Here is a 19,419-nt window from a genome sequence, read left to right as displayed (position 1 = left end):
GCTAACCCCAGAGCTTGTCGAGGCCGAAGCGGCGGTGATACAGGCCGAGCACGATGAGCGTGCTGGCCAGCAGCACCACGGCCAGCGCCGATGCCTCGCCGAAATTCAGGAACTCTTCGATCTGCTGGCCGATGACGCCGGCCACCATCTGCTCCCGCGGGCTGCCGAGCAGGATGGGCGTGACGTAGAAGCCCAGGCACAGCACGAACACCAGCGTCAGCCCGTTCACCACCCCCGGTGCCGCCAGCGGTAGCACCACATGCCGCAGCACGGATGTCGGCGAGGCCCCCAGGCTGGCGGCCGAGCGCAGCAGCGACGGCTCGATCTTGCGCAGCACGGCGTAGAGGCTGACCACCATGTAGGGCAGCAGGATATGCGTCATGGCGATGGTGGAGCTGAAGCGGGTGAACAGCAACTCGCCATGCGGCAGGCCGATCCAGTCCAGCAGCGCGGCGATCGGCCCGCTGCGCCCCAGCAGCACCATCCAGGCATAGGTGCGGACCAGGAAGCTGGTCCAGAAACTCATCGTCACCACGATCATCATCGCGGCCGCCATGTTGGGGGAGGCCGCGGCCATGGCGTAGGCCAGCGGAAAGCCCAGCACCAGGCAGCACGTGGCGACCAGCAGCGCGGTGGCGAAGGTATCCGCCAGCACGCGCAGGTAGAAGCCGTCGGTGGCGATGGACGCGTAGTGGCCGAAGCCGAATTCAGGCTCCGTCACGCTCATCATCGCCACCTGGGCCAGCGGCACCAGGAAGAAGGCGGCCAGGAACACCAGCAGCGGCATCAGCAGCAGCCAGGGGCGGAGCGAGGCGCGCTGGGGCGCGATCCGCCGGCTCACCGCCGGGCTGCCCGCCGCCTCGTCCATGACGGCGCTCAAGCGCCGATCCAGCGCTCGAAGCGCTGCGTCACCGCATTGACGTCGCCGCCGAAATTCAGCACGTCCTGCTCGAACACCTTGCCCTTGTAGGCGGGCGCGGTCGGCATGCGCGCGGCCTCGGCCTCGCTCAGATGGTTGAAGGCGGCGGGGTTCAACGGGCCCAGCATGGCATCGCGGCAGAAGCCGGCCAGCCGCTCCGGCTTCAGCGCCGCCTCGATGTAGCGCAGCGCCGCATCCCGGCGCGGCGTGCCCTTGGCGACGACCCAGTAGGCACGGTCGATCTGCGCCTGGTTCCAGACGATCTCGACCGGCTTGCCTTCGTCCTGCAGCTCCAGCACCCGGGCGTGCCACAATGCGATCATGTCGATCTCGCCATCGCGCAGCAATTGCTGCGATTGCTGGCCCTGCGTCCACCACACCCGCGTCGCTGGCTTGATCTTGTCCAGGCTGCGGAAGGCACGGTCGATATCCATCGGGTAGAGCGTGTCGGTCGGCACCCCATCCGCCACCAGCCCCAGCGGCAGCACGCGGCTGGCATAGCGCTGCATGCAGCGGGAGCCGGGGAACTTCCCCTGGTCCCAGAAATCCGCCCAGCCGGCGGGCGCGCCATTCGGGTAGCGCGCCTTCTGGTAGGCGATGACGGTGGCGAAGGCGTGGCTGGTGGCGCCGTTCTGGAACACCGCGCCGGGGAAGGGCGGGCTCTTCGCCAGGTCGGTGCCCTCCAGCGGCTCGATGATCTTCGCCTGGTTGGCGCGGATGATCTCGCCGCCGCCCAGCGTCGTCACGTCGAACTCATAGGCGCCGCTGCGGACCTGCTGCGCCAGCTTGGCGAAGGAGACCGGGGAGACCGGGCGGATCTCGATGCCGGTATCCTTGGTGAAGGGCTCGAACAGGTTCTTGATGGCGGCCCGTTCCCAGATGCCGCCCCAGGTGTTGACGAACAACACCTCCGCCGCCCGCAGGCGCCGGACGTTCGGCGCCGCCAGCGCCGTGACGACGCCGCCCCCCAGCGCCAGCGCGGCGCGGCGGCCCAGATGGCCCTGCTTGTGGTTCTGCATGCTACGCCCCCCAAATGTCATGCGGCGCCCGCCGCGGTGCCGTCAGCCCTGCCGGAAGGTTTCCCCGTAAAGGCGCATCCAGTTGCCATGCGTCAGCTTGGCGATCTCATCATCATGGAAGCCCACTTCCTTCAGCCCGCCGGCAATCTTGCCGAGGCCGGAGACACCCTCCGCCAGCCATTCCGCACGTGGCGTCTTCAGTGGCTTGCCGGGGGCGGAGGCGCCATAATCGACATGCCGGGTCCAGCGCCCCATCCGCATCCAGGCGTAATCGGCCGGGCCGTTGTCGTGGCCGTAATCCGTGCCGATGCCGACGGAATCGATGCCGGCGATCTCCACCGTCTTCGCCACCATCTCCGCCCAGTTGCGGGCGGAAGCGCAGAAATAGTCGCCGGTGATGTTGCGGTAGACGGCGCAGCCGATGACGCCTTTGCTCTCCCGCAACGCGTGCAGGATGTCGTCGCTCTTGTTGCGGCTGTGGTCGAACACGCTGCGCGCATTGCCATGCGTCACCGCGATCGGCTTCTGCGAATGCCGGATGGTATCTAGCGTCGTCCTCTCCCCGACATGGGAGCAGTCGATCAGGATGCCGGCGCTGTTCATCTCCCGCACCAGTTCTCTGCCGAAGCGGGCAAGGCCGCTATCCTCGGCCTCGTAGCAACTGCCGCCGACCGAGTTCTGGTTGTTGTAGGTCAACTGCACCACCCGCACGCCCAGCTCGGCGAACATCTCCACCAGCCGGATGCGGTTGCCGAACAGGTCCGTGTTCTGGAAACCCAGCACGATGGCGGTGCGGCCCGAGGCGGCCACGGCCTCGATCTCCGCCGGCGTCCGGGCCAGCGCCACCAGGTCCGCGTTCTCGCCCACCAGGTCACGCCATTTGCCCAGCGAGTCGAAGGACTCCATCGGGTCCTCCCAGAACCCGCAGGTCACGGTCACGGCGGAAACCCCGCCCTGCCGCAGCTGGGAAAACACCTCGCGCGAGAAGTGGCCGCATTGCAGCGCGTCAATCAGCATCAGGAAGCCTTCTCGGTCAGCAGGGACATGTCGGTGTCGTCATCATGGTCGCTGCGGCCGATGACGCGGCCATCCTCCAGCACGATCACCGGGCCGGCATGCCGGCGCGACTCCGGCGTGTCCGGGCTCAGCGAGGTATTGGAGAGATGGTGCAACTCCCACCACAACGCCGCCTCGGTCGGGATGCCGTCGCGTAGCGCGCGTGCCAGCACCGGGTCCTCCCCGCCGCCGGGCGTGGCGGTCAGGATGACGCCCGACGGGCTGGCATCCGCCAGGGTGATGGCCAGCCCCAGCCGGCCGCCCATGGCGCAGGCGGTCGCCAGTTCCTCGGGCGCCAGGGCGTCCTGGATGGCCAGGCGGCCGCTGCCATGCGCCGCCACCAGCTCGGCCAGCACATCCAGCGCCATCGGCAGCACCACCCAGCTATGCTGGCCGTGGGCTTCCAGCCGTGCCTCCCCATGCCCGGCCTCGTGCAGGGCGGCGGCATCGGGCCGGGCATCGCGCAGCGCCGCGAAATCCCGCCGCAGGGCAGGCAGGCCGCCCAGCCCGGCGGCGGCCGAGTACAGCAGCACGTCGCGCACCGCCGGCACCATGCCGGCCGGCAACGGCGTCAACAGCAGGATACGTTCCACCACCAGCCGCACCTCGCGCGGCAGCAGCGTCACGGGCGTCATGTCCCCGCTCTGGCAGGCGTGGTTCATCGTGCGTGCTCCGAAGGCTCGGCGGGGTAGAACCAGATCTGGTCGGTCTCCTGGCCCAGCTCGCTGGCCACCGGCGCACCATGGAACAGCACGCCGCGCAGGTTGCGGTTCAGGTAGTCCCGCGTCTTGTCCACGCCGTGCAGCGTGACGTTCATCAACCGCACCAGATGCGCCGGCACGAAATCGTCAGCCATGATGTTGGTGTGCGGCGAATGGTAAGACAGCCCCGCCAGCCCCTGGACCCGGGCGACGATGGCGCGCAGGCCGGGCTGTTGCAGCAACAGCCTCCCTACGGGCTCATCCGCCGGCCGCTGCGCCAGGGCGGCGTCCAGCGCCTGCACCTGGCCCGGCAGGTCCAGGCCCAGGTTGAAGGCGTCGGGCGCTTCCTCCCGCGGGCCGCGCCGTGGCTCCTCCGCCGTGGCGGATTTGTACCAGACATGGCGGTAGGCACCCTCCGCCTGCATGTCCCACTCCAGCGCCCAGGCATAATCTTGTCGCAGCAGCGCCCGCAGCGCCGCGTTGCGCATGCTGCCCTGTACCTGCAACTCCTCGCTGACGATCATGCCCATGGCCAGCCTGTCGGCTTCTTCCGGCACCAGCTCGATCATCAGGGAGAGCAGCGTCTCGCTGGTCTCCGGATGGAAGCGCGCCTCCACCGCCGCCGACAGCGCCGCCAGCGGATAGGGCGCCGTCAGGTCCAACTCGGGCAGCAGCGCCGCCACCTGCTCCAGCTCCGCGGCAATCCGCGCGCTCGGGGCGAAGGCGTCATAGACCATCCGGTCCTGCCGCCGGAACGTCGCTGCCCGCAGCAACAGGCTTCGCAGACGATCCAGCCGCGCATCGCCCGCCGCCAGCGCCAGGGATTGCGCGGCGACGATCGCCTGCTCCCGCGCGCTGATCCAGGCATGGATCAGGCGTGGGTGGTTGTTGATGAACAGGATCAACCCCAGCGCCGAGCCATTGCCGATGCCCAGGAAGCGCCGCCGCTGCGTCTCCAGCGCCACGGCGGCGGGCGATTGCAGCGCGGCCAGGTGGTTCACCAGATCCGCCGCGAACTCCCGCATCATGTAGGCGGAGAGCATCTGCGCCGCCAACGGGTGCCGCAGCGGATGCCCCTCCTCCAGCGCCAGGAAGGAACGGGTGCCGAAGGTGCCGTTGCCGTCCAGCCCGGTATTGCGCATCAGGTAGCAGGCCTGCGCCAGCAGCGAGACCTCCGGCTGGCGCCCCTCGGCCAGGGCGCTGACAGTGGCATCGAAGATGCGCATGCTGCGGTTGGAACGGCACCACACCAGCGTGCCCGGTGTGGCCCGCCCGGCATAGAGCTTCGGCAATTCCTGCCGCGTGGCCTCGATCACCGCGTCATCGGCCACGCCTTCCACCAGCGCGCCGGTCATGTCCCAGCTGCGGCCGATGATGCGCCCGGTGCGGCCCTCCCGCTTCGGTGCGTTGGAATAGGCCAGGAAGCTGAACTGGCCGCCCGGCGCCGCGATGTCGTACACCGCCGTCCCGACCGAATCGGGACCGATCTCGAATCGCCGCGTGGTGATGCGCCAGCCTTCCCGCAGCATCTGCGCCATCAGCGCGCGGGATGCGCTGACGCGGCTGGGCTGCATCGCCGCCAGCCGTTCCGGCCGCATCAGCAGGTTCGGGTCGCGTGGGCCAGGGGGGGGAGGGGGCGATGCGGTCATCGCGTCAGGCATCATGGCGTGCGGCCTTCCATCAGGGCGCTGAGGCGTTGGGCAGCCTCCCGCAAGGGTTTGATCCAGCCATCGGCGGCGAAGCGCTGCGTCGGCGCGACGAGAGAGAGGGCGGCGATGCAACGACCGGCATGGTCGAACACCGGCACCGCCGCCGCGCGGATGCCGGCGATGCTGCGCCCGCTGGAGATCGAATGCCCGGCCTGCCGCACCGCCTGCAGCGTCGCCCGGTCCGGCAAGGCAGCATCCATGGATTTCAGCGCGGCCAGCACCGGCTCGGCGGCAAAGGCCGCCAGCACGCGGCCAGAAGCGCTTTCCCGCAGCGACATCGCGGCGCCGACATGCATCTCCACCTTCAGGATGCCGCTGGGTTCCACGCGCTGGATGATGCGCGGCTCCCCCTTCTCCAATACGGCGAGGGAGGCGGCTTCCCCGGTCTCGCTGACCAGCGCTTGCAGGATCGGCAGCGTGCGGTCCCCCAGCCCGGCCTGGTCGGTCGCCGCCTTGGCCAACCGCGCGGCGCGCAGGGTCAGGCGGAACCGCCCATCCTCCAGTTGCTCCACCCAGCCGGCCTCCACCAGCGTGATCAGCCGTTGATACAGCGTGGCACGGGGAAGACCGAGACTGCGTGACAGCTCCGCCAACCGCATGGCCTCCGCGCAGGTGCCCAGGTGGTCGAGCAGCGACAGGATCTTCAGCGCGGAGGCCAGGGGCCTGACGCCGGAAGTCTCTTCGCTTAGTATTCTATGGGAATACATCGTATTCATGACGCATCAGTGTCTCGATTCTTTCATTCATGCGTCAAGATGAAAGAATCAGTTTTGCCGCGAAGATCGCAAGATCGCCGTTATTCCGTGTCATCTCTGGAAATGGACGCGCTTCGCCCGGCCAGTGGCGGATATCCGCCAGCGGCATGCACATCGCTGATGTCAGGCGGAAGCGGCGGATAACCCGCACGGCTTTCCACCAAAGAACCAGGCCTCGCCGCAGATTAGCCCGACTGACGCTCGACCAGATGCCGCTTCACCTCGTGCAGCAGCCCGGTCGCCTTGCCTTCCAGGATGCCGCGCACGATGCCGGAGAGCTCCGCCGGATGCTCGCTCAGGCTGGTCAGCGATGGGCGCTGATACGCCGCCCAATCCGCATCGCCGAAGCCAATGACAGCCACGTCGCCCGGTACGCTCCTGCCGGCATCCTGCAACGCCGCGATCGCACCCAGCGCCAACTCGTCACTGGCCGCCAGGATCGCCGAAAACGCCAGGCCCCGCTGCAGCGCCTCCGCCGTCGCGGTGAAGCCGGCGCGGTAGCGGTAGGATGCATCCCATATCAACGCGCTATCCACCGCATGCCCAGCCTCGCGCAACGCGTCCCGATAACCCTCGCAGCGTTCCGCCCCCATCAGCGAACCACTGATGCGGCCAAGGAAGGCGATCGGCATCCGGCCTTTGCGCAGCAGCGCTGCCGTCGCCAGCTTCGCCGCGCTGTGCTCGTCCTGGATGACGGAGGCGATGCCGTGCTGGTCCAGCCTCTGGCGCAACGCGATAACCTTCACCTGCTGCGCCATCAGGCCGCGCAACAGCCCGATGCAATCCTCTGGCAACGTATCCGTTGTCGCCAGCACGATGCCGCGCAGCCGCCGCGCCGGTGCACGTTCCAGGAAGCGCCGCAGCCGGGCTTCCTGGTGCGCCAGGTCATAGACCAGCAGGTCCAGCCCCATATCCTCCAGGGCCGCCTGCATGTGGCGCGTCAGCCCGGCATAGACGCCCTGCTCGATATCGCCCACCAGCAGCGCGATGCTATCGCCCTGGCCGCGGCGCAGGGAACGCGCCGCCGGGTCCGGCTGGAAGCCCAGCTGCCGCGCCGCCTCCTGCACCCGAATCCGCGTCGCATCGGCGAACATCTCGCTGCCATTCAGGATGCGGGAGACGGTGGCCGCCGAGACGCCCGCCAGCCGGGCAACGTCGGCCACGCGCGGGCGGGCGACGATGGCGATGCTGTCATCCGGCATCGCTCAGCGGCCCGCCGTCGCGCGGGTGGCGAAGGTGCCTTCGTCGAACCCGGCGGTGTAGCGCAGCCCTTTCCGCCCGGCCCAGATCCAGGCCGGCGTGTAGAGCGGCACCAGCCCGACATCGGCCATCGCCGTTTCCATCGCCTGCTGCTGCAAGCGGGACCGTTCGCCATCGTCGATGGTTCGCGCGGCGGCATCGGTCAACCGGTCCAGCTCGGCATTCGCGTAACGGCCGCGATTGAAGCCGCCCAGGCCGCGCGCCGCATCCACCGAATGCAGCGCCTGGCGCAACACCACCAGATTATCGCCGATGCTGCCCCAGCCATTCAGCAACAGGCTGGCATCGAAGCGCGACATGCGGGTGTAGAACACCGATTGCGGCTCCGCCTCCGCCGTGGCGGCGATGCCGATGCGCGTCAGCATCTGCGCCAGCGCCTGGCAGGTGGCGCGGTCCGCTACATAGCGGCCGTTGGAACAATGCAGCGCCAGCCGGAAGCCTTGCGGATAGCCGGCCTCCGCCAGCAGCGCGCGCGCCGCCTCCGGCTGCCACTCGGCCGCGGGAATGGCGGCGGAACCGCCGAACATGCCAACTGGCGCCGCCTGGTTGGCCACGCTGCCTTCGCCCTCCAGCACCCGCTCCACCAGCGCCTTGCGGTTGATGGCGAGCGAGATGGCCCGCCGCACCCGCACGTCCCGCAACGGGTTCGCCGGCAGCGGCTGGCCGTCATGGCCGGTGACGAAGGGGCTGACCTCCCGCGCCGTATCCGGCACCAGGAACATGGTGCGGTTGCCCTCATGCGCGAACACCGCCACCTGCGGCTCCCGCCGCAGCCGCGCCACGTCCGGCGTCGGCACCTTGTCGATCAGGTCGACGCTGCCGGACAGCAGCGCCGCCAGCCGCGCTGCATCGCTGGCGATCGGCCGGAAGGTCACGCTGTCCCATTCCGGCGCCTCGCCCCAGAAGCGCGGGTTGCGCGCCAACTCCAGCTTCTCGCCCGGTGTCCACCCCCGCAGCACGTAGGGCCCGGTACCGATCGCGGCCTCGCCGCGGTTGAACGCGTCCGTCCCCGCCTGCTCGCCCACGGCGGCGGAGACGATGCGCAGCCGCGCCAGGTCCAGCGGCAGTTGCGGGTAGGGCGTCTCGGTCTGCAGTTCCAGCCGCAGCGGGTCCAGCACCGTGATGCCGGTAATGGCCTTCACATAGGGCGCGGCGGTGCCGGCGGCGTGCCGCACCAGCGTGGCCCGCCGCAGGGAGAACGCCACGTCCTCCGCGCCGAAGGCCCGCCCATCCGAGAAGGTGACGCCAGGCCGCAGTTCGACCAGCCAGCGCGTCGCGTCCACCGCCTGCCAGCGCAGCGCCAGGTTGGGCACCTGCCGCAGCTCCGGGTCCAGGCTGATCAGGCTGCCATAGATGTGGTCCTGCAACGCCGCCGTGGTGAAGGTGGGGGCGACATGCGGGTCCATGCTGGTCGCATCGGTCTGCAGCGCCACGGTCAGGCCTGCGGCCAAGGCGGGCGCCGCCAGCCCCAGCCACGCGCCCATGGTGAACCCCGCGATGCCCGCCGCCATCCTGCCCATGCCCCGCTCCCCCGCCGCACCGCTCGATGCAATCGATTTATTAAATCGATTGCATCGAGCCACGGGTCTTCCCCCCGCGCAAGCGGATTCGGCGCCGGCCGCGGCTTAATCCCGGTCTGGCTGTCGCGGTGGCCGGGCAGGGGCGCTAGGCTATGGCTCCGCTTGCGGCCTGGGGATCAACGGATGAAGCGTGCATTGCTGGGTCTGGCGGCTTGTTTCACCACCACTCCGTTCTGGGCCGCGACGGCGGCGCCCGCCGCACCCGTCGCCGAGTTCGCGGCATTGGAGTGCGCCAGGCCCAGCCGTCGGGTGGACCGCATTCTCTGCGGCAACCCCGCCCTGGCCGAGGCCGACCGCACCCTGGCCGCCCTGGCGGCCGAGCTGGCCCAGCGGCTGCAGAACCGCCCCCTGCTGCAAACGGCGCAGCAGGACTGGGCCCAGCGCCGCAACCGCATGTGCGCCCCCAGCTACGCCGCGGAATGCCTGACCATTGCCTATGCCGAGCGGGAAGCCTGGCTGCGCGCCCGCCTTGCCAGCCTGCCCGAAGCCCCCCCGTCAGAGGCCGCGCCGGCCGCAGCGGCCCCACCAACTGCCGATCCCGCCACCACCGCCGTGCCCATCCCGGTGCCGCCGCTGGCCGGTCGGCCGGCCGCGCCCACCACACCGGTACCGCCCCCCGCCCAGCCTACGCCCGCCACGCCGCTGCCACTGACGTCCGGTGTCTCCGCAATGGCGGCCCCAGCCGCGCCGCAACTGGCGTTGCCGGACCCGGCGGCCTCGCCCACGCCGCCGCCACTAGGTGCCCGGCCTTCCACGCCCGCCCAGCTACCCGCAGGCGGCAGCTTCGCCGCTCAGCTTGCTTCGGCGCCCTGCGCCATGGTCAGCAGCAACGCCGTGCGCGCCGCCGGCTGGGCCAACGGCCAGTCGCCCTTCGGCATGCCGTTTCAGCAATGGACGCAGCAAGACTACAGCGCCCTTTCCACCCGCATCCGCGAATGCCAGGCGGAGAATGGCGAGAGCCTGCGCAACGTCCAACTTCTCCAGACCTATCTCGGCTCGTTCCGCAACAGCGCGCCCCCCGGCCCGTCACGCCCGCTGGCGCCTTCCAGCGTGCCGCCTGCCGCCAGCCCTGCCGCCACCGCGCCCGCCGGCGCGCCGCCCACGCTGGACTGCGCCGACCAGGCCCTGCTCACCGACGTCGTCTTCATCTTCCAGTCCCAACCGGGCGCCGACGGCCAGAACAACGTCCAGCGCCTGTCGAACCCGCGCCCCTATACCGACGTCATCGTGGAGGCCTACAACGCCAGCCCGGCGCTGCGGGACGACTACCGCCGCCTGCAGCCCTACATGGCCCCCGTGCCGCAATGCCTGGTGAATGCCACGACCCCACAGGGGGACATCGTCCTCTCCTACCGCCTCTATGCCGAAGGCGGGCGCACCCTGGTCGAGGTTCGCCGGGTGCCTTGAGGGGAGGGGCGAAAACAGGAAAGGCCGGGGAAGGAATTCCCCGGACCCCTTCTTCTTTCTGCGAGTCTTTCGGTGTGGCTGTGGGGGCGGCCGTTTTGGGCTATATCGGGGCTACGCCGAAGGTTCGTGGCCGCCGGGGGCTGATGGTTCAGCCCGGATGGCGCGCGATACTGCCCATAGCTGTATCCGCTCGTGCTGAGGCCCCACGCCAACCGCTAGAAAAGGATCGGGTTCAGGGAAATTCATTTCCTGCTCATCCTTCCGGCAGCAGGTCGAATGCCGATCGGCTCTAGACTGAGCGATACGCGAGGGCGGCGCGATCACGCACATCTCCACCGGAATCCAAAGACGAGCCCTTCAATCCTAAAGACGCACGCCAAACTGGCAGAAAAAAAGAAGGGGTCCGGGGAATTCCTTCCCCGGCCTTCCTCCCCGCTCAGCCCATAGCGAAAGCCACTTACTCCGATTGCTGCGGCGGCTTCCGTTGCCGCCCCGGGGCCACGTCCACCGGCCCGCCCAGCAGAGACGCCATCTCGTTGGTATCCCCCGCCTGCGGCTCGCCCGGCGGAATGGGGCTCTGGATAGTGCCGCTGGCGCGTTCGTCCTGCGGCGGTTGCGGGTCGGGCCGCGGCTTCTTATCGCTCACGGGTGCGCTCCTCAGGACTTGGTGGCGGGGTCGTGGGTGTGGCGGCGGTCACGCTCGCCCCCACCGCCCGAGACCAGGCTGCGGTCCGGGTTGGTGGCCTGCCCGGCCTCTGGGCCCTGTGGCGGCACGGCATGCTTATGGCCGGTGGGCGAGGACTTGTCCGGGTCCTGCCGGTTCTGGTGGCTGCTGCCGGGGCCGCCATGGCGGCCGGTGTCGTCGTGCTTGGCTGACATGGTGTCCCTCAGCGGTCCTGCTGGAAGCCCTGGTGGGTGGTGTTCTGCTTCAGGTTGCCGCTCTGGCCCTGTTGCAGCGCCTCGTCCCGCTCGGTGCTTGCGTTACGGGCGTCCTTGGCATCCACACGGTCTGTGCCGGGCACCTTGGCCTGGTTGGCGGGCGGCACGGGTGGCAGATGGGCTTTGGCCATGGCCTTGTCCTCCTGGGTCTTGGCCCGCACGGAGCGGTGCGGGCGGTGTCCAGGGAAAGAACAGGCACGGCGGGGCAGGGGTTGCACGCGGGCACGCAACGCCCGCCGGCGCATGGCACAAAAAAAGGGAGGCCGCAGCCCCCCTTCAAACACCTGCCATGCCTTGCCGCTCAGTCCTTCTGGACGGAGATGTCCGGCGCATCCTCGGCCTTCATGCCGACGACGTGGTAGCCGCTATCGACGTGATGCACCTCGCCCGTCACGCCGGAACCGAGGTCGGAGAGCAGGTACACGCCGGCGCCGCCCACATCCTCGATCGTCGTGTTGCGCTTCAGCGGCGCGTTGTACTGGTTCCACTTCAGGATGTAGCGGAAGTCGCCGATGCCGCTGGCCGCCAGCGTCTTGATCGGCCCGGCGCTGATGGCATTCACGCGGATGCCGCGCGCGCCGACATCGACGGCCATGTACCGCACGCTGGCTTCCAGTGCCGCCTTGGCCACGCCCATCACGTTATAATGCGGCGTGACACGTTCGGCGCCCAGATAGGTCAGGGTCAGCAGGCTGCCGCCTTCGCTCATCAACGCCGCCGCGCGCTTGGAGACGCTGACGAAGGAGAAGCAGGAGATATCGAGCGCCTGCAGGAACGCCTCGCGCGGGGTATCCATGTACCGCCCCCGCAGGAACTGCTTGTCGGCGAAGCCGATGGCGTGGACCAGGAAGTCCAGCTTGCCCCAGCGGGCTTCCAACGCCGCGAACACCGCGTCGATGCTGGCCTCGTCCGTCACGTCGCAGGGCAGCACGATGTCGCTGCCCAGGCTCTCGGCGAGGGGACGGACGCGCTTCTCCAGCGCTTCGCCCTGATAGGTGAAAGCCACTTCCGCGCCCTGGGCCGCCACAGCACGGGCGATGCCCCAGGCGATCGAGCGGTCATTGGCCACACCCATGATCAGGCCCCGCTTGCCGGACATCAGCGTGCCCTTGGCGGGTTCGAGGGGAGTGTGCGCGGCAGATTCCATGTTCTGGCAGGACCGGTTCTGTTGAAAGATGCGAGACGCCGGGCAGAGGAAGGATCCGGCGGGGCAAGCGTTGCAAGGGTCAGGGCGTGGTGGCACACCCCTGACGCCCGGGCAAGAGGAAGCGGGCGAGCGAAGCCGCAAGGGAAGCCGCAAGCCAATGACCGAACCGACGCCGCATGCCGACCCCTACGCCCTGTTCACCGCCTGGCTGGCGGAAGCCGAGGCTGAGGAACCCAATGATCCCAACGCCATGTGCCTGGCCACCAGCACGCCGGATGGCTTTCCCTCCGCCCGCATGGTGCTGCTGAAGGGGCTGGACCCGCGCGGCTTCGTCTTCTTCACCAACCACGGCAGCCGCAAGGGCGAACAGCTCTTCGCCAACCCGCGCGCCGCGCTCAACTTCCATTGGAAGACGCTGCGGCGCGTCGTGCGCGTGGAAGGGGAGGTGGAGCAGGTGAGCGCCGCCGAATCCGACGAATACTACGCCACCCGCCCGCGGCTCTCCCGCATCGGCGCCTGGGCCTCCCGCCAGTCCACCCACCTGGAATCGCGCGCCGAGCTGGAGGCCGCCGTGGCCGCCGCCGAAGCCCGCTTCCCCGATGCCGAGGTGCCGCGCCCGCCGCATTGGGGCGGCTTCCGCGTGCTGCCGCGCCGCATCGAGTTCTGGCGCGACATGCCTTTCCGCCTGCACGACCGCCGCGTCTTCCACCTGCAGGCCGATGGCGGCTGGACGTCCGAGACGCTGTATCCGTGAGCATTCCGGCGGCGCAGTCCGAAGCGGCGGCGCTGCTGGCCCGCCTGACCGGCGACGAGACCCCGGTGGAGACCCACATCTCCGCCGTGTTCATCGGCCAGGGGCGGGCCCTCAAGCTCAAGAAGGCCATCGGCCTCGGCTTCCTCGACTTCACCAGGCTGGAGGACCGGGAGCGCTTCTGCCGGTGTGAGCTGGAGCTGAACGCCCCCGCCGCGCCCGCGCTCTACCGTGCCGTCCACAAGCTTTCCCGCGCCCCGGATGGCACCCTCTCCCTCGGCGGCGACGGCCCGGCCGAGGAATGGGTACTGGAAATGGCCGCGCTGCCGCCCGGGGATTTCCTGGACCGTATCGCCGAACGTGGCGAACTCGGCCCCGCCTTGCAGGATGCCCTGGCCGATGCCGTCGCCGCCCTGCACGCCACTCTGCCACCCATCCAGGGCTGGGATTCCGCCGGTGCCATCGCCCGCGTGGTGGCGGGCAACATCACCGCCGCCCACGCCTCCGGCCTGCCCGATGCGCGCAGCAACGCCTGGGCCGCCCGTGCCCAGGCCGATATCGCCCGCCTGGCCCCGGCCCTGCAGGCCCGCGCCGCCGCCGGCCGCATCCGCCGCTGCCATGGGGACCTGCATCTCGGCAACCTCGTGCTCTGGCACGGTCGCCCGGTGCCGTTCGACGCCCTGGAATTCGACGAGGCCCTGGCCACCATCGACACCGGCTACGACCTCGCTTTCCTGCTGGCCGACCTGCACATGCGCGTCGGCCGCGCCGCCGCCAACCGCGTGCTGAACCGCTATATCGCTCGCACCGGCGATGCCGGGCTGGTCGCCGCCCTGCCGCTCTGGCTCTCCACCCGCGCGCTCATCCGCGCCCATGTCAGCCAGCGCGCCGCCGGCACCGGCATGCCCTGGCTGGACGCCGCCGAACAATGGCTGGCACATCCGCCCGCCCGCATCCTCGCCATCGGCGGCCTGCCGGGCTGCGGCAAGTCGCACCTCTCCCGCGCCCTGGCCCCCGGGCTGGGCGCCGCCCCCGGCGCGCTGGTGCTGCGCAGCGACGAAATCCGCAAGCGCCGCGCCGGCGTGCCGCCCGAGCAACGCCTGCCCGAAACCGCCTACCGCGCCGAGGAAAGCGCCGCCGTCCACGCCGAGCTCTTCGCCGCCGCCGAAGCCGCCGCCCGCGCCGGCCACAGCGTCATCGCCGACGCCGCCTTCCTGGACCCCGCCATGCGCGCCGGCATCGCCGCCGCCGCCCAGCGCGCCGGCGTGCCCTTCCAGGGCCTCTGGCTGGAAGCACCGCTGGACCTGCTGCGCCGCCGCGTCGCCGCCCGCACCGGCGATGCCTCGGACGCCGACATCGCCGTGCTCGACCGCGCCGCCGAGGCGGATACGGGGGTCATCGACTGGGCCCGGATCGACGCGGCCGGGGATGCGGCCGCGGCATCGCGGAGGTTGCTCGCTCTCTGAAGTCAGGAAAGGGCGGCAGAAGGCCGGGGAAGGAATTCCCCGGACCCCATCTTCTTTTTTCGAGTTTTGCGGCGTGGCTGTGGGGGGGGGGTTGTGCTGGGAGCCGGCTGGGTGCGCCGGAGGTCCTGGACCTCCGGCGACTGAGGGTTCAGCCCGCGTGGCCCATTATGAATATCATCAAGCAGCGCCCGCTCTCAGCCTTGAGGCGCCCCGCCAAACTCGCAGAAAGAAAAGAAGGGGTCCGGGGAATTCCTTCCCCGGCCTTTCCTCCCTTCGCCCCAATACCCAACCTCCGGCCCACACCACCCAAGCCCACGATGGCGTCCTTCCGTCAGAACGACGCCGTCAGTGTCACCCGCATCCCGTGATAGTTGTTCTCGCCGTCCAGCAGGCTGACGCCGAGCTGGACCGGGGCCTGGGTGCCGAGCTTGGCGGTGATGCCGTATTCCTGCCAGGACGGCACCGCCATCCGGTCCCCGGCCAGGCGGGTATCGCTGAAGGACACGCCCAGGCCGAGTGGCAGGCCGCCCACTTGCCCGGCGGGGCGGGAGAGCGACACGCTGTTGCGGAACGCCCAGCTACGGACGTGGTAGGGCAGCTCGATAGTGTCGATCTTCATCGGCTCGATCTGCGCCCGGCCGATGCTGTTGCCGAGGCCGAGGGTGAAGGGACCGAGCGCCAGCCGCAGGTCGCTGCCCAGCGCGCCGCTGGCCAGGATGCCGCCGCCGCCCACCCGTTCGGACCCGCCGGCACCCAGGCGCAGGCTGGGCGTCACGGCCCAGCGTAGGTGCGGCGTGGTGACCACCGGCAGGCGGACGCCCGCCGCCAGGCTGAGCATGTAGATGTGGGCGCCCTTGGTCTCGCTGAGGGCGAGCGGCGCCTGCAGGAAGGCTTCCGGCCCGTCCTCGCCGAAGGCGTAGGAGAGGCCGAGGGGCAGGCTGAAGCCGCGCGTGTCGAACTCCCGGAAGCTGTGCTCGTCGAAGCCCAGCCCGGCGCTGCCGTGCCAGCCGGCGGCGCGCGGCGCCATGCTGCCATCGTCCCCGGGCAGCCGGGTGGCGAGGTCCAGGTCCGCCGCGACTGAGCGGCCAAGCAGGGAGGCCGGGTTGCCCGCCACCGGGTCCACCGGGCTGGTCGCCACCCACTCCTTGATGACGCGGCGCATCCCGGCCGGGTCTTCGCGCCCGGTCAGGAAGCGGTCGAAGCGCTCGGTGGCTTCCTCGCGGGTGGCGCCGGTGAACAGGCGGGTGATCTCCCCATTGCGGCCCACCCGCAGCAGGATGTCGGTACCGTTCCGGGGGGAGGAGAGCGTCGCCGGCAGGCCGCGCAGGTCGATGCGCAGCGCCAGCGCCGAGTTATCCTGGTAGAACGGCACCGAGGCGCCGAGCGAGCCCTGCCGCAGCAGCCGCCACACCGCGGTGGCGTCGTTGGTGGCACCGCCGAAGGTGAAGCCATCCACGGTGATGGCCGTGCGGAACAGGTCCCGCGCGGCGGCTTCGGGTGGGGCCAGGGTGGCTGCGAGGGTAGCCAGGCAGACGAGGCGGGGCAGGGAATCGCGGAGACGAGGCAGCGGCATGGCGCGCCTTATGACGAGGGCACGGCCGCCGATCTGCCCGAAATTTTCGTCGATTCCACACGCGATCGTGAGTGTGCTTTCCGTGCCACGGCTTTCTGGACGAAGCCCCGGAACTATGCCCTCTGTACGCCTTTCCCACCGGCGGAGCAGCCGATGAGCATGCCATTCGCAAAGACCGATGCACTGCCAGCGGCAGCGGTGGAGGAGCTGGGCCGGCCCAGCGGCCCGCGTATCCGCCGCATCCGCGCCGGCAATGCCGGGCCTTTCACCTTCATGGGCACCAACAGCTACGTGCTGGGCGAGGGCACCGTCACGCTGATCGACCCGGGGCCGGAGGATCCGGCGCATCTGGCCGCCCTGCTGGCTGCCCTGGGGGGGGAGCGGGTGGAGCGCATCCTGGTCACCCACACGCACCGGGACCATACGGGCGGCCTGTCGGCGCTGCAGGCGGCCACCGGCGCCGCCACCCTGGGCTTCGGCCCGCACCAGACGCCCCCCGGCCCCGGGGCCGAGGGCGCCGACCACGACTTCCAGCCGCAGCACCGCCTGGCCGACGGCGCCACCGTGGCGGGCGAGGGCTGGCGCCTGACCGCGCTGCACACCCCCGGCCACTGCGCCAACCACCTCTGCTTCGCGCTGGAGGACCACGGCATCCTGTTCGGCGGCGACCACGCGATGAGCTGCTCCACCAGCGTGGTCATCCCGCCGGATGGCGACATGGCCGACTACATGGCGGCGCTGGCCCGCGTCGCGGCGCGGGAGTGGTCAATGCTGCTGCCCGGCCATGGCGCGCCGCTGGCCGAACCCGGCGCCCTGCTGCACGCCCTGCTGGCCCATCGGCGGGAGCGGGAGCAACTGGTACTCGTCGCGCTAGGCCAGCACGGCCCGGCACCGCTGGAGGTGCTGGTCCCCGCCGTCTACGGGCCAATCGACCCCCGGCTGGTGCGCGCCGCCGGTCACAGCCTGCTGGCGCATCTGCGCAAGCTGGCGGCGGAAGGCGCGGCCGCCGAGCAGGCAGGGCTGTGGCGTGGGCGATAACGCAATTGCCTTCCCTGCAAAGCGCTGCAACAGGCGCCGCCGCTCAGGCGGGACTGGCGCGGAGGGGTGCGGCGGGTCTATCCCTGTCCCGCCCCGTGCAGGATTCATGGGCTGTCGGAAGGGGCGTGCATGACCGAACCGCCATTGTTCACCGCCGTCACGCGGGATGTGCGGGTCTCCGTCCGGGCCTTCTACCTGGAGGACCAGTCGAAGCCGGAAGAGTCCCATTTCGTCTGGGCCTACCGGGTCACGATCGAAAACCTCGGCACCCGCACTGTGCAGTTGCTCAAGCGCAGCTGGCTCATCACCGACGGTCTGGGACGTACGCAGCAGGTGCATGGCCCCGGCGTGGTTGGCGAGCAACCTGTGCTGGAAGCGGGCGAGGATTTCGAATACACCTCCGGCACGCCGCTCTCCACGCCCTCCGGCTTCATGCGCGGCACCTACCACATGATCGAACGGGACAGCGGCGAGACCTTCGACGTTGCCATTCCCGCTTTTAGCCTGGACAGTCCCTACCAGGGCGGCGCAGTTCACTAAGCGCAACGAATCGCGGAATTGTCCGCTCCGCCGAACGGATGACACAGTCGTCCGCTCCGCCGACCTGGAACCCAACCCGGCATAGACCGGCCTTCGCACGGAAGCATTGGCAGTGAACATTCAGACGCCGGCCGCGGCAAAAGCCGCCGACGCAACCCGGACCAAGCCGACGCGGGAGGAGGCCGAGGCCGCTGTCCGCACGCTGCTGATGTGGGCCGGCGACAATCCCGACCGCGAAGGGCTGATCGACACGCCCTCCCGCGTCGTGCGCTCCTACAGCGAGTTCTTCTGCGGCTACGACGAAGACCCCGCCGACATGCTCGCCCGCTCCTTCGAGGAGACGGACGGCTATGACGAGATGGTGGTCCTGCGCGACATCCGCCTGGAGAGCCATTGCGAGCACCACATGGTGCCGATCATCGGCCGCGCGCATATCGCCTACCTGCCGGAAGGCCGCGTTGTCGGCATCAGCAAGCTGGCGCGGGTGATGGAGCTGTTCTCCAAGCGCCTGCAGATCCAGGAAAAGCTGACGGCGCAGATCGCCAACACCATCCAGGACGTGCTGAAGCCTAAGGGCGTGGCCGTGGTGATCGAGGCCGCTCACCAGTGCATGACGACGCGCGGCGTGCACAAGCCGGGCGTGGCCATGATCACCAGCCGCATGCTCGGCGCGTTCCGCGACAACTCCGACACCCGCCGCGAATTCATGGCACTGCTGGGCGCTCCGCGCGCCGGCGGCTTCGAGGGCTGAACCACGTTCCGGAGGGGACCTCCCCCCCGGACCGTTGCCGTCCGGTAGCCCTGCTTGGCCCTTTAAGGCTGAAGCGGAGAAAGGCCGGGGAAGGAATTCCCCATCAAACCTATCGGTTTGATTCGACTTTTTCTGCGCGTTTAGCGTTACGCTTCACGGGCGTGAGCCGACGCTGCTTGATGATTTTAAGAATGGCCCGCTCGGGCTGAACCGTCAGGCGCCTGAGGTCCAGGACCTCCGGCGCACCCAGCCGTCTCCCAAGACCGCGCCCTCAGCCGCCACGCCCGGAAAACTCGAAAAAAGAAAAGAAGGGGTCCGGGGAATTCCTTCCCCGGCCTTCCTCCACGCCTTTCAGTCGGCCCGTCGCCAGGGAAGGCCAGGATGCCAGTGGCTCGGCGGTCAGCGCCCCGCCCTTAGTCCACCGCCTCCGCCTCGACCTCCACGACGAAGCGCGGGTCCGCCAGCCCGGCCGCGACCAGCAGCGTGCTGGTGGGTTGGTGGTCGCCGAAGAAGGCCGTGCGCGCCTGCCGCCACTCGCCCAGAAGGGCGCGGTCGGTCAGCAGCACCAGCACGCGCACCACCTTGTCCGGCCCCATGCCGTGCGCGGCGAGCGCAGCGCCCAGATTGGCCAGGGCCTGCCGCATCTGCGCCGGCCCGTCGGCCGCCACCGTGCCATCCGGCGCCACGCCAATCTGCCCGGCGATGATCAGCCGCCGGCCTGGCCCCTCGACCAGGGCAGTCTGCGAATAGAAGCCCGCCGGCGCCGGCAGGCTGGGCGGGTTGCTGAAGGTGACCTTGCTCATGCCGA

Annotated in this window: 20 protein-coding genes; 6 read left to right on the top strand and 14 right to left on the bottom strand. The window is 69.9% G+C overall.

The genetic code is table 11. From position 1 onward, the window contains the following. Position 1 precedes the first annotated feature (1 nt). The 8 genes from IBL26_RS11740 to IBL26_RS11705 form a co-directional block, all read right to left on the bottom strand. Positions 2–880 carry an ABC transporter permease gene (locus tag IBL26_RS11740; RefSeq protein WP_206684206.1) on the bottom strand — a complete coding sequence of 293 codons (879 nt, stop codon included), beginning with the start codon at positions 878–880 and terminating at the stop codon, positions 2–4. After that, a complete protein-coding gene (locus IBL26_RS11735) occupies positions 877–1,938 on the bottom strand; it encodes an ABC transporter substrate-binding protein (protein WP_187784672.1) in 1,062 nt (353 codons plus the stop codon). Before IBL26_RS11735 ends, IBL26_RS11740 begins: the two co-directional genes overlap by 4 nt. Positions 1,939–1,980: 42 nt before the next feature. Next, positions 1,981–2,955 carry a dipeptidase gene (locus IBL26_RS11730; RefSeq protein ID WP_187784671.1) on the bottom strand — a complete coding sequence of 325 codons (975 nt, stop codon included), beginning with the start codon at positions 2,953–2,955 and terminating at the stop codon, positions 1,981–1,983. After that, positions 2,955–3,656: a hypothetical protein gene (locus IBL26_RS11725; protein WP_187784670.1), complete on the bottom strand. Its 702-nt coding sequence runs from the start codon at positions 3,654–3,656 to the stop codon at positions 2,955–2,957. Before IBL26_RS11725 ends, IBL26_RS11730 begins: the two co-directional genes overlap by 1 nt. Then, positions 3,653–5,344 (bottom strand): hypothetical protein, encoded by a 1,692-nt coding sequence (locus IBL26_RS11720; RefSeq protein WP_206684205.1) that lies wholly within the window; start codon positions 5,342–5,344, stop codon positions 3,653–3,655. Before IBL26_RS11720 ends, IBL26_RS11725 begins: the two co-directional genes overlap by 4 nt. An 11-nt stretch (positions 5,345–5,355) precedes the next feature. Then, the gene (locus tag IBL26_RS11715; RefSeq protein ID WP_187784669.1) at positions 5,356–6,120 is read right to left on the bottom strand and encodes an IclR family transcriptional regulator; all 765 of its coding nucleotides are present in this window, start codon (positions 6,118–6,120) and stop codon (positions 5,356–5,358) included. 224 nt (positions 6,121–6,344) lie between these two features. Further along, positions 6,345–7,361: a LacI family DNA-binding transcriptional regulator gene (locus IBL26_RS11710; protein WP_187784668.1), complete on the bottom strand. Its 1,017-nt coding sequence runs from the start codon at positions 7,359–7,361 to the stop codon at positions 6,345–6,347. A 3-nt stretch (positions 7,362–7,364) separates the two neighbouring features. Then, the gene (locus IBL26_RS11705; protein ID WP_187784667.1) at positions 7,365–8,939 is read right to left on the bottom strand and encodes an ABC transporter substrate-binding protein; all 1,575 of its coding nucleotides are present in this window, start codon (positions 8,937–8,939) and stop codon (positions 7,365–7,367) included. Between the two features lie 183 nt (positions 8,940–9,122). On the opposite strand from IBL26_RS11705, the gene IBL26_RS11700 reads away from it, so the two are divergent. Then, a complete protein-coding gene (locus IBL26_RS11700) occupies positions 9,123–10,406 on the top strand; it encodes a lysozyme inhibitor LprI family protein (RefSeq protein ID WP_187784666.1) in 1,284 nt (427 codons plus the stop codon). Positions 10,407–10,863: 457 nt separating this feature from the next. Here IBL26_RS11700 and IBL26_RS11695 read toward each other — a convergent pair whose 3' ends face one another. The 4 genes from IBL26_RS11695 to fabI all read right to left on the bottom strand — a co-directional run bounded on the left by IBL26_RS11695 (position 10,864) and on the right by fabI (position 12,492). Then, entirely contained in the window at positions 10,864–11,052 is a 189-nt protein-coding gene (locus tag IBL26_RS11695) for a hypothetical protein (protein ID WP_187784665.1), read from the bottom strand. An 11-nt stretch (positions 11,053–11,063) separates the two neighbouring features. Then, positions 11,064–11,285: a hypothetical protein gene (locus IBL26_RS11690; protein ID WP_187784664.1), complete on the bottom strand. Its 222-nt coding sequence runs from the start codon at positions 11,283–11,285 to the stop codon at positions 11,064–11,066. An 8-nt stretch (positions 11,286–11,293) separates the two neighbouring features. Beyond that, on the bottom strand, positions 11,294–11,476 hold the full coding sequence (locus IBL26_RS11685; protein WP_187784663.1) for a hypothetical protein: 183 nt from the start codon (positions 11,474–11,476) through the stop codon (positions 11,294–11,296). A gap of 170 nt (positions 11,477–11,646) precedes the next feature. Further along, positions 11,647–12,492, bottom strand: coding sequence for an enoyl-ACP reductase FabI (gene fabI / locus IBL26_RS11680; RefSeq protein ID WP_187784662.1), 846 nt, complete (start codon positions 12,490–12,492; stop codon positions 11,647–11,649). 157 nt (positions 12,493–12,649) lie between these two features. Here fabI and pdxH point away from each other — a divergent pair, with 157 nt between their 5' ends. Then, positions 12,650–13,246 (top strand): pyridoxamine 5'-phosphate oxidase, encoded by a 597-nt coding sequence (gene pdxH, locus IBL26_RS11675; RefSeq protein WP_187784661.1) that lies wholly within the window; start codon positions 12,650–12,652, stop codon positions 13,244–13,246. Further along, positions 13,243–14,709: a bifunctional aminoglycoside phosphotransferase/ATP-binding protein gene (locus tag IBL26_RS11670; protein WP_187784660.1), complete on the top strand. Its 1,467-nt coding sequence runs from the start codon at positions 13,243–13,245 to the stop codon at positions 14,707–14,709. The genes pdxH and IBL26_RS11670 overlap by 4 nt, the downstream gene beginning before the upstream one ends. A gap of 331 nt (positions 14,710–15,040) precedes the next feature. Here IBL26_RS11670 and IBL26_RS11665 read toward each other — a convergent pair whose 3' ends face one another. Continuing rightward, complete coding sequence (locus tag IBL26_RS11665; protein ID WP_187784659.1) at positions 15,041–16,282, bottom strand: hypothetical protein; 1,242 nt, start codon at positions 16,280–16,282, stop codon at positions 15,041–15,043. A gap of 153 nt (positions 16,283–16,435) precedes the next feature. Between IBL26_RS11665 and IBL26_RS11660 the strand changes: the two genes are divergently transcribed. From IBL26_RS11660 to folE, 3 genes are all read left to right on the top strand, one after another. Further along, positions 16,436–17,320, top strand: a complete 885-nt coding sequence (locus IBL26_RS11660; RefSeq protein WP_187784658.1) for an MBL fold metallo-hydrolase — start codon at positions 16,436–16,438, stop codon at positions 17,318–17,320. A 129-nt stretch (positions 17,321–17,449) separates the two neighbouring features. Beyond that, positions 17,450–17,860: a Co2+/Mg2+ efflux protein ApaG gene (gene apaG, locus IBL26_RS11655; protein ID WP_187784657.1), complete on the top strand. Its 411-nt coding sequence runs from the start codon at positions 17,450–17,452 to the stop codon at positions 17,858–17,860. Positions 17,861–17,972: 112 nt separating this feature from the next. Further along, positions 17,973–18,611 carry a GTP cyclohydrolase I FolE gene (gene folE, locus IBL26_RS11650; RefSeq protein WP_187784656.1) on the top strand — a complete coding sequence of 213 codons (639 nt, stop codon included), beginning with the start codon at positions 17,973–17,975 and terminating at the stop codon, positions 18,609–18,611. A gap of 413 nt (positions 18,612–19,024) precedes the next feature. Here folE and IBL26_RS11645 read toward each other — a convergent pair whose 3' ends face one another. Beyond that, positions 19,025–19,414, bottom strand: a complete 390-nt coding sequence (locus IBL26_RS11645; RefSeq protein WP_187784655.1) for a RidA family protein — start codon at positions 19,412–19,414, stop codon at positions 19,025–19,027. Between the last annotated feature and the right edge of the window lie 5 nt (positions 19,415–19,419).

The sequence above is a fragment of the Teichococcus aerophilus genome (assembly GCF_014490485.1).
Classification (GTDB): domain Bacteria; phylum Pseudomonadota; class Alphaproteobacteria; order Acetobacterales; family Acetobacteraceae; genus Pseudoroseomonas; species Pseudoroseomonas aerophila.
Note: the sequence above shows the minus strand (reverse complement) of the source record. Positions and strands in the feature narration are given on the sequence as shown.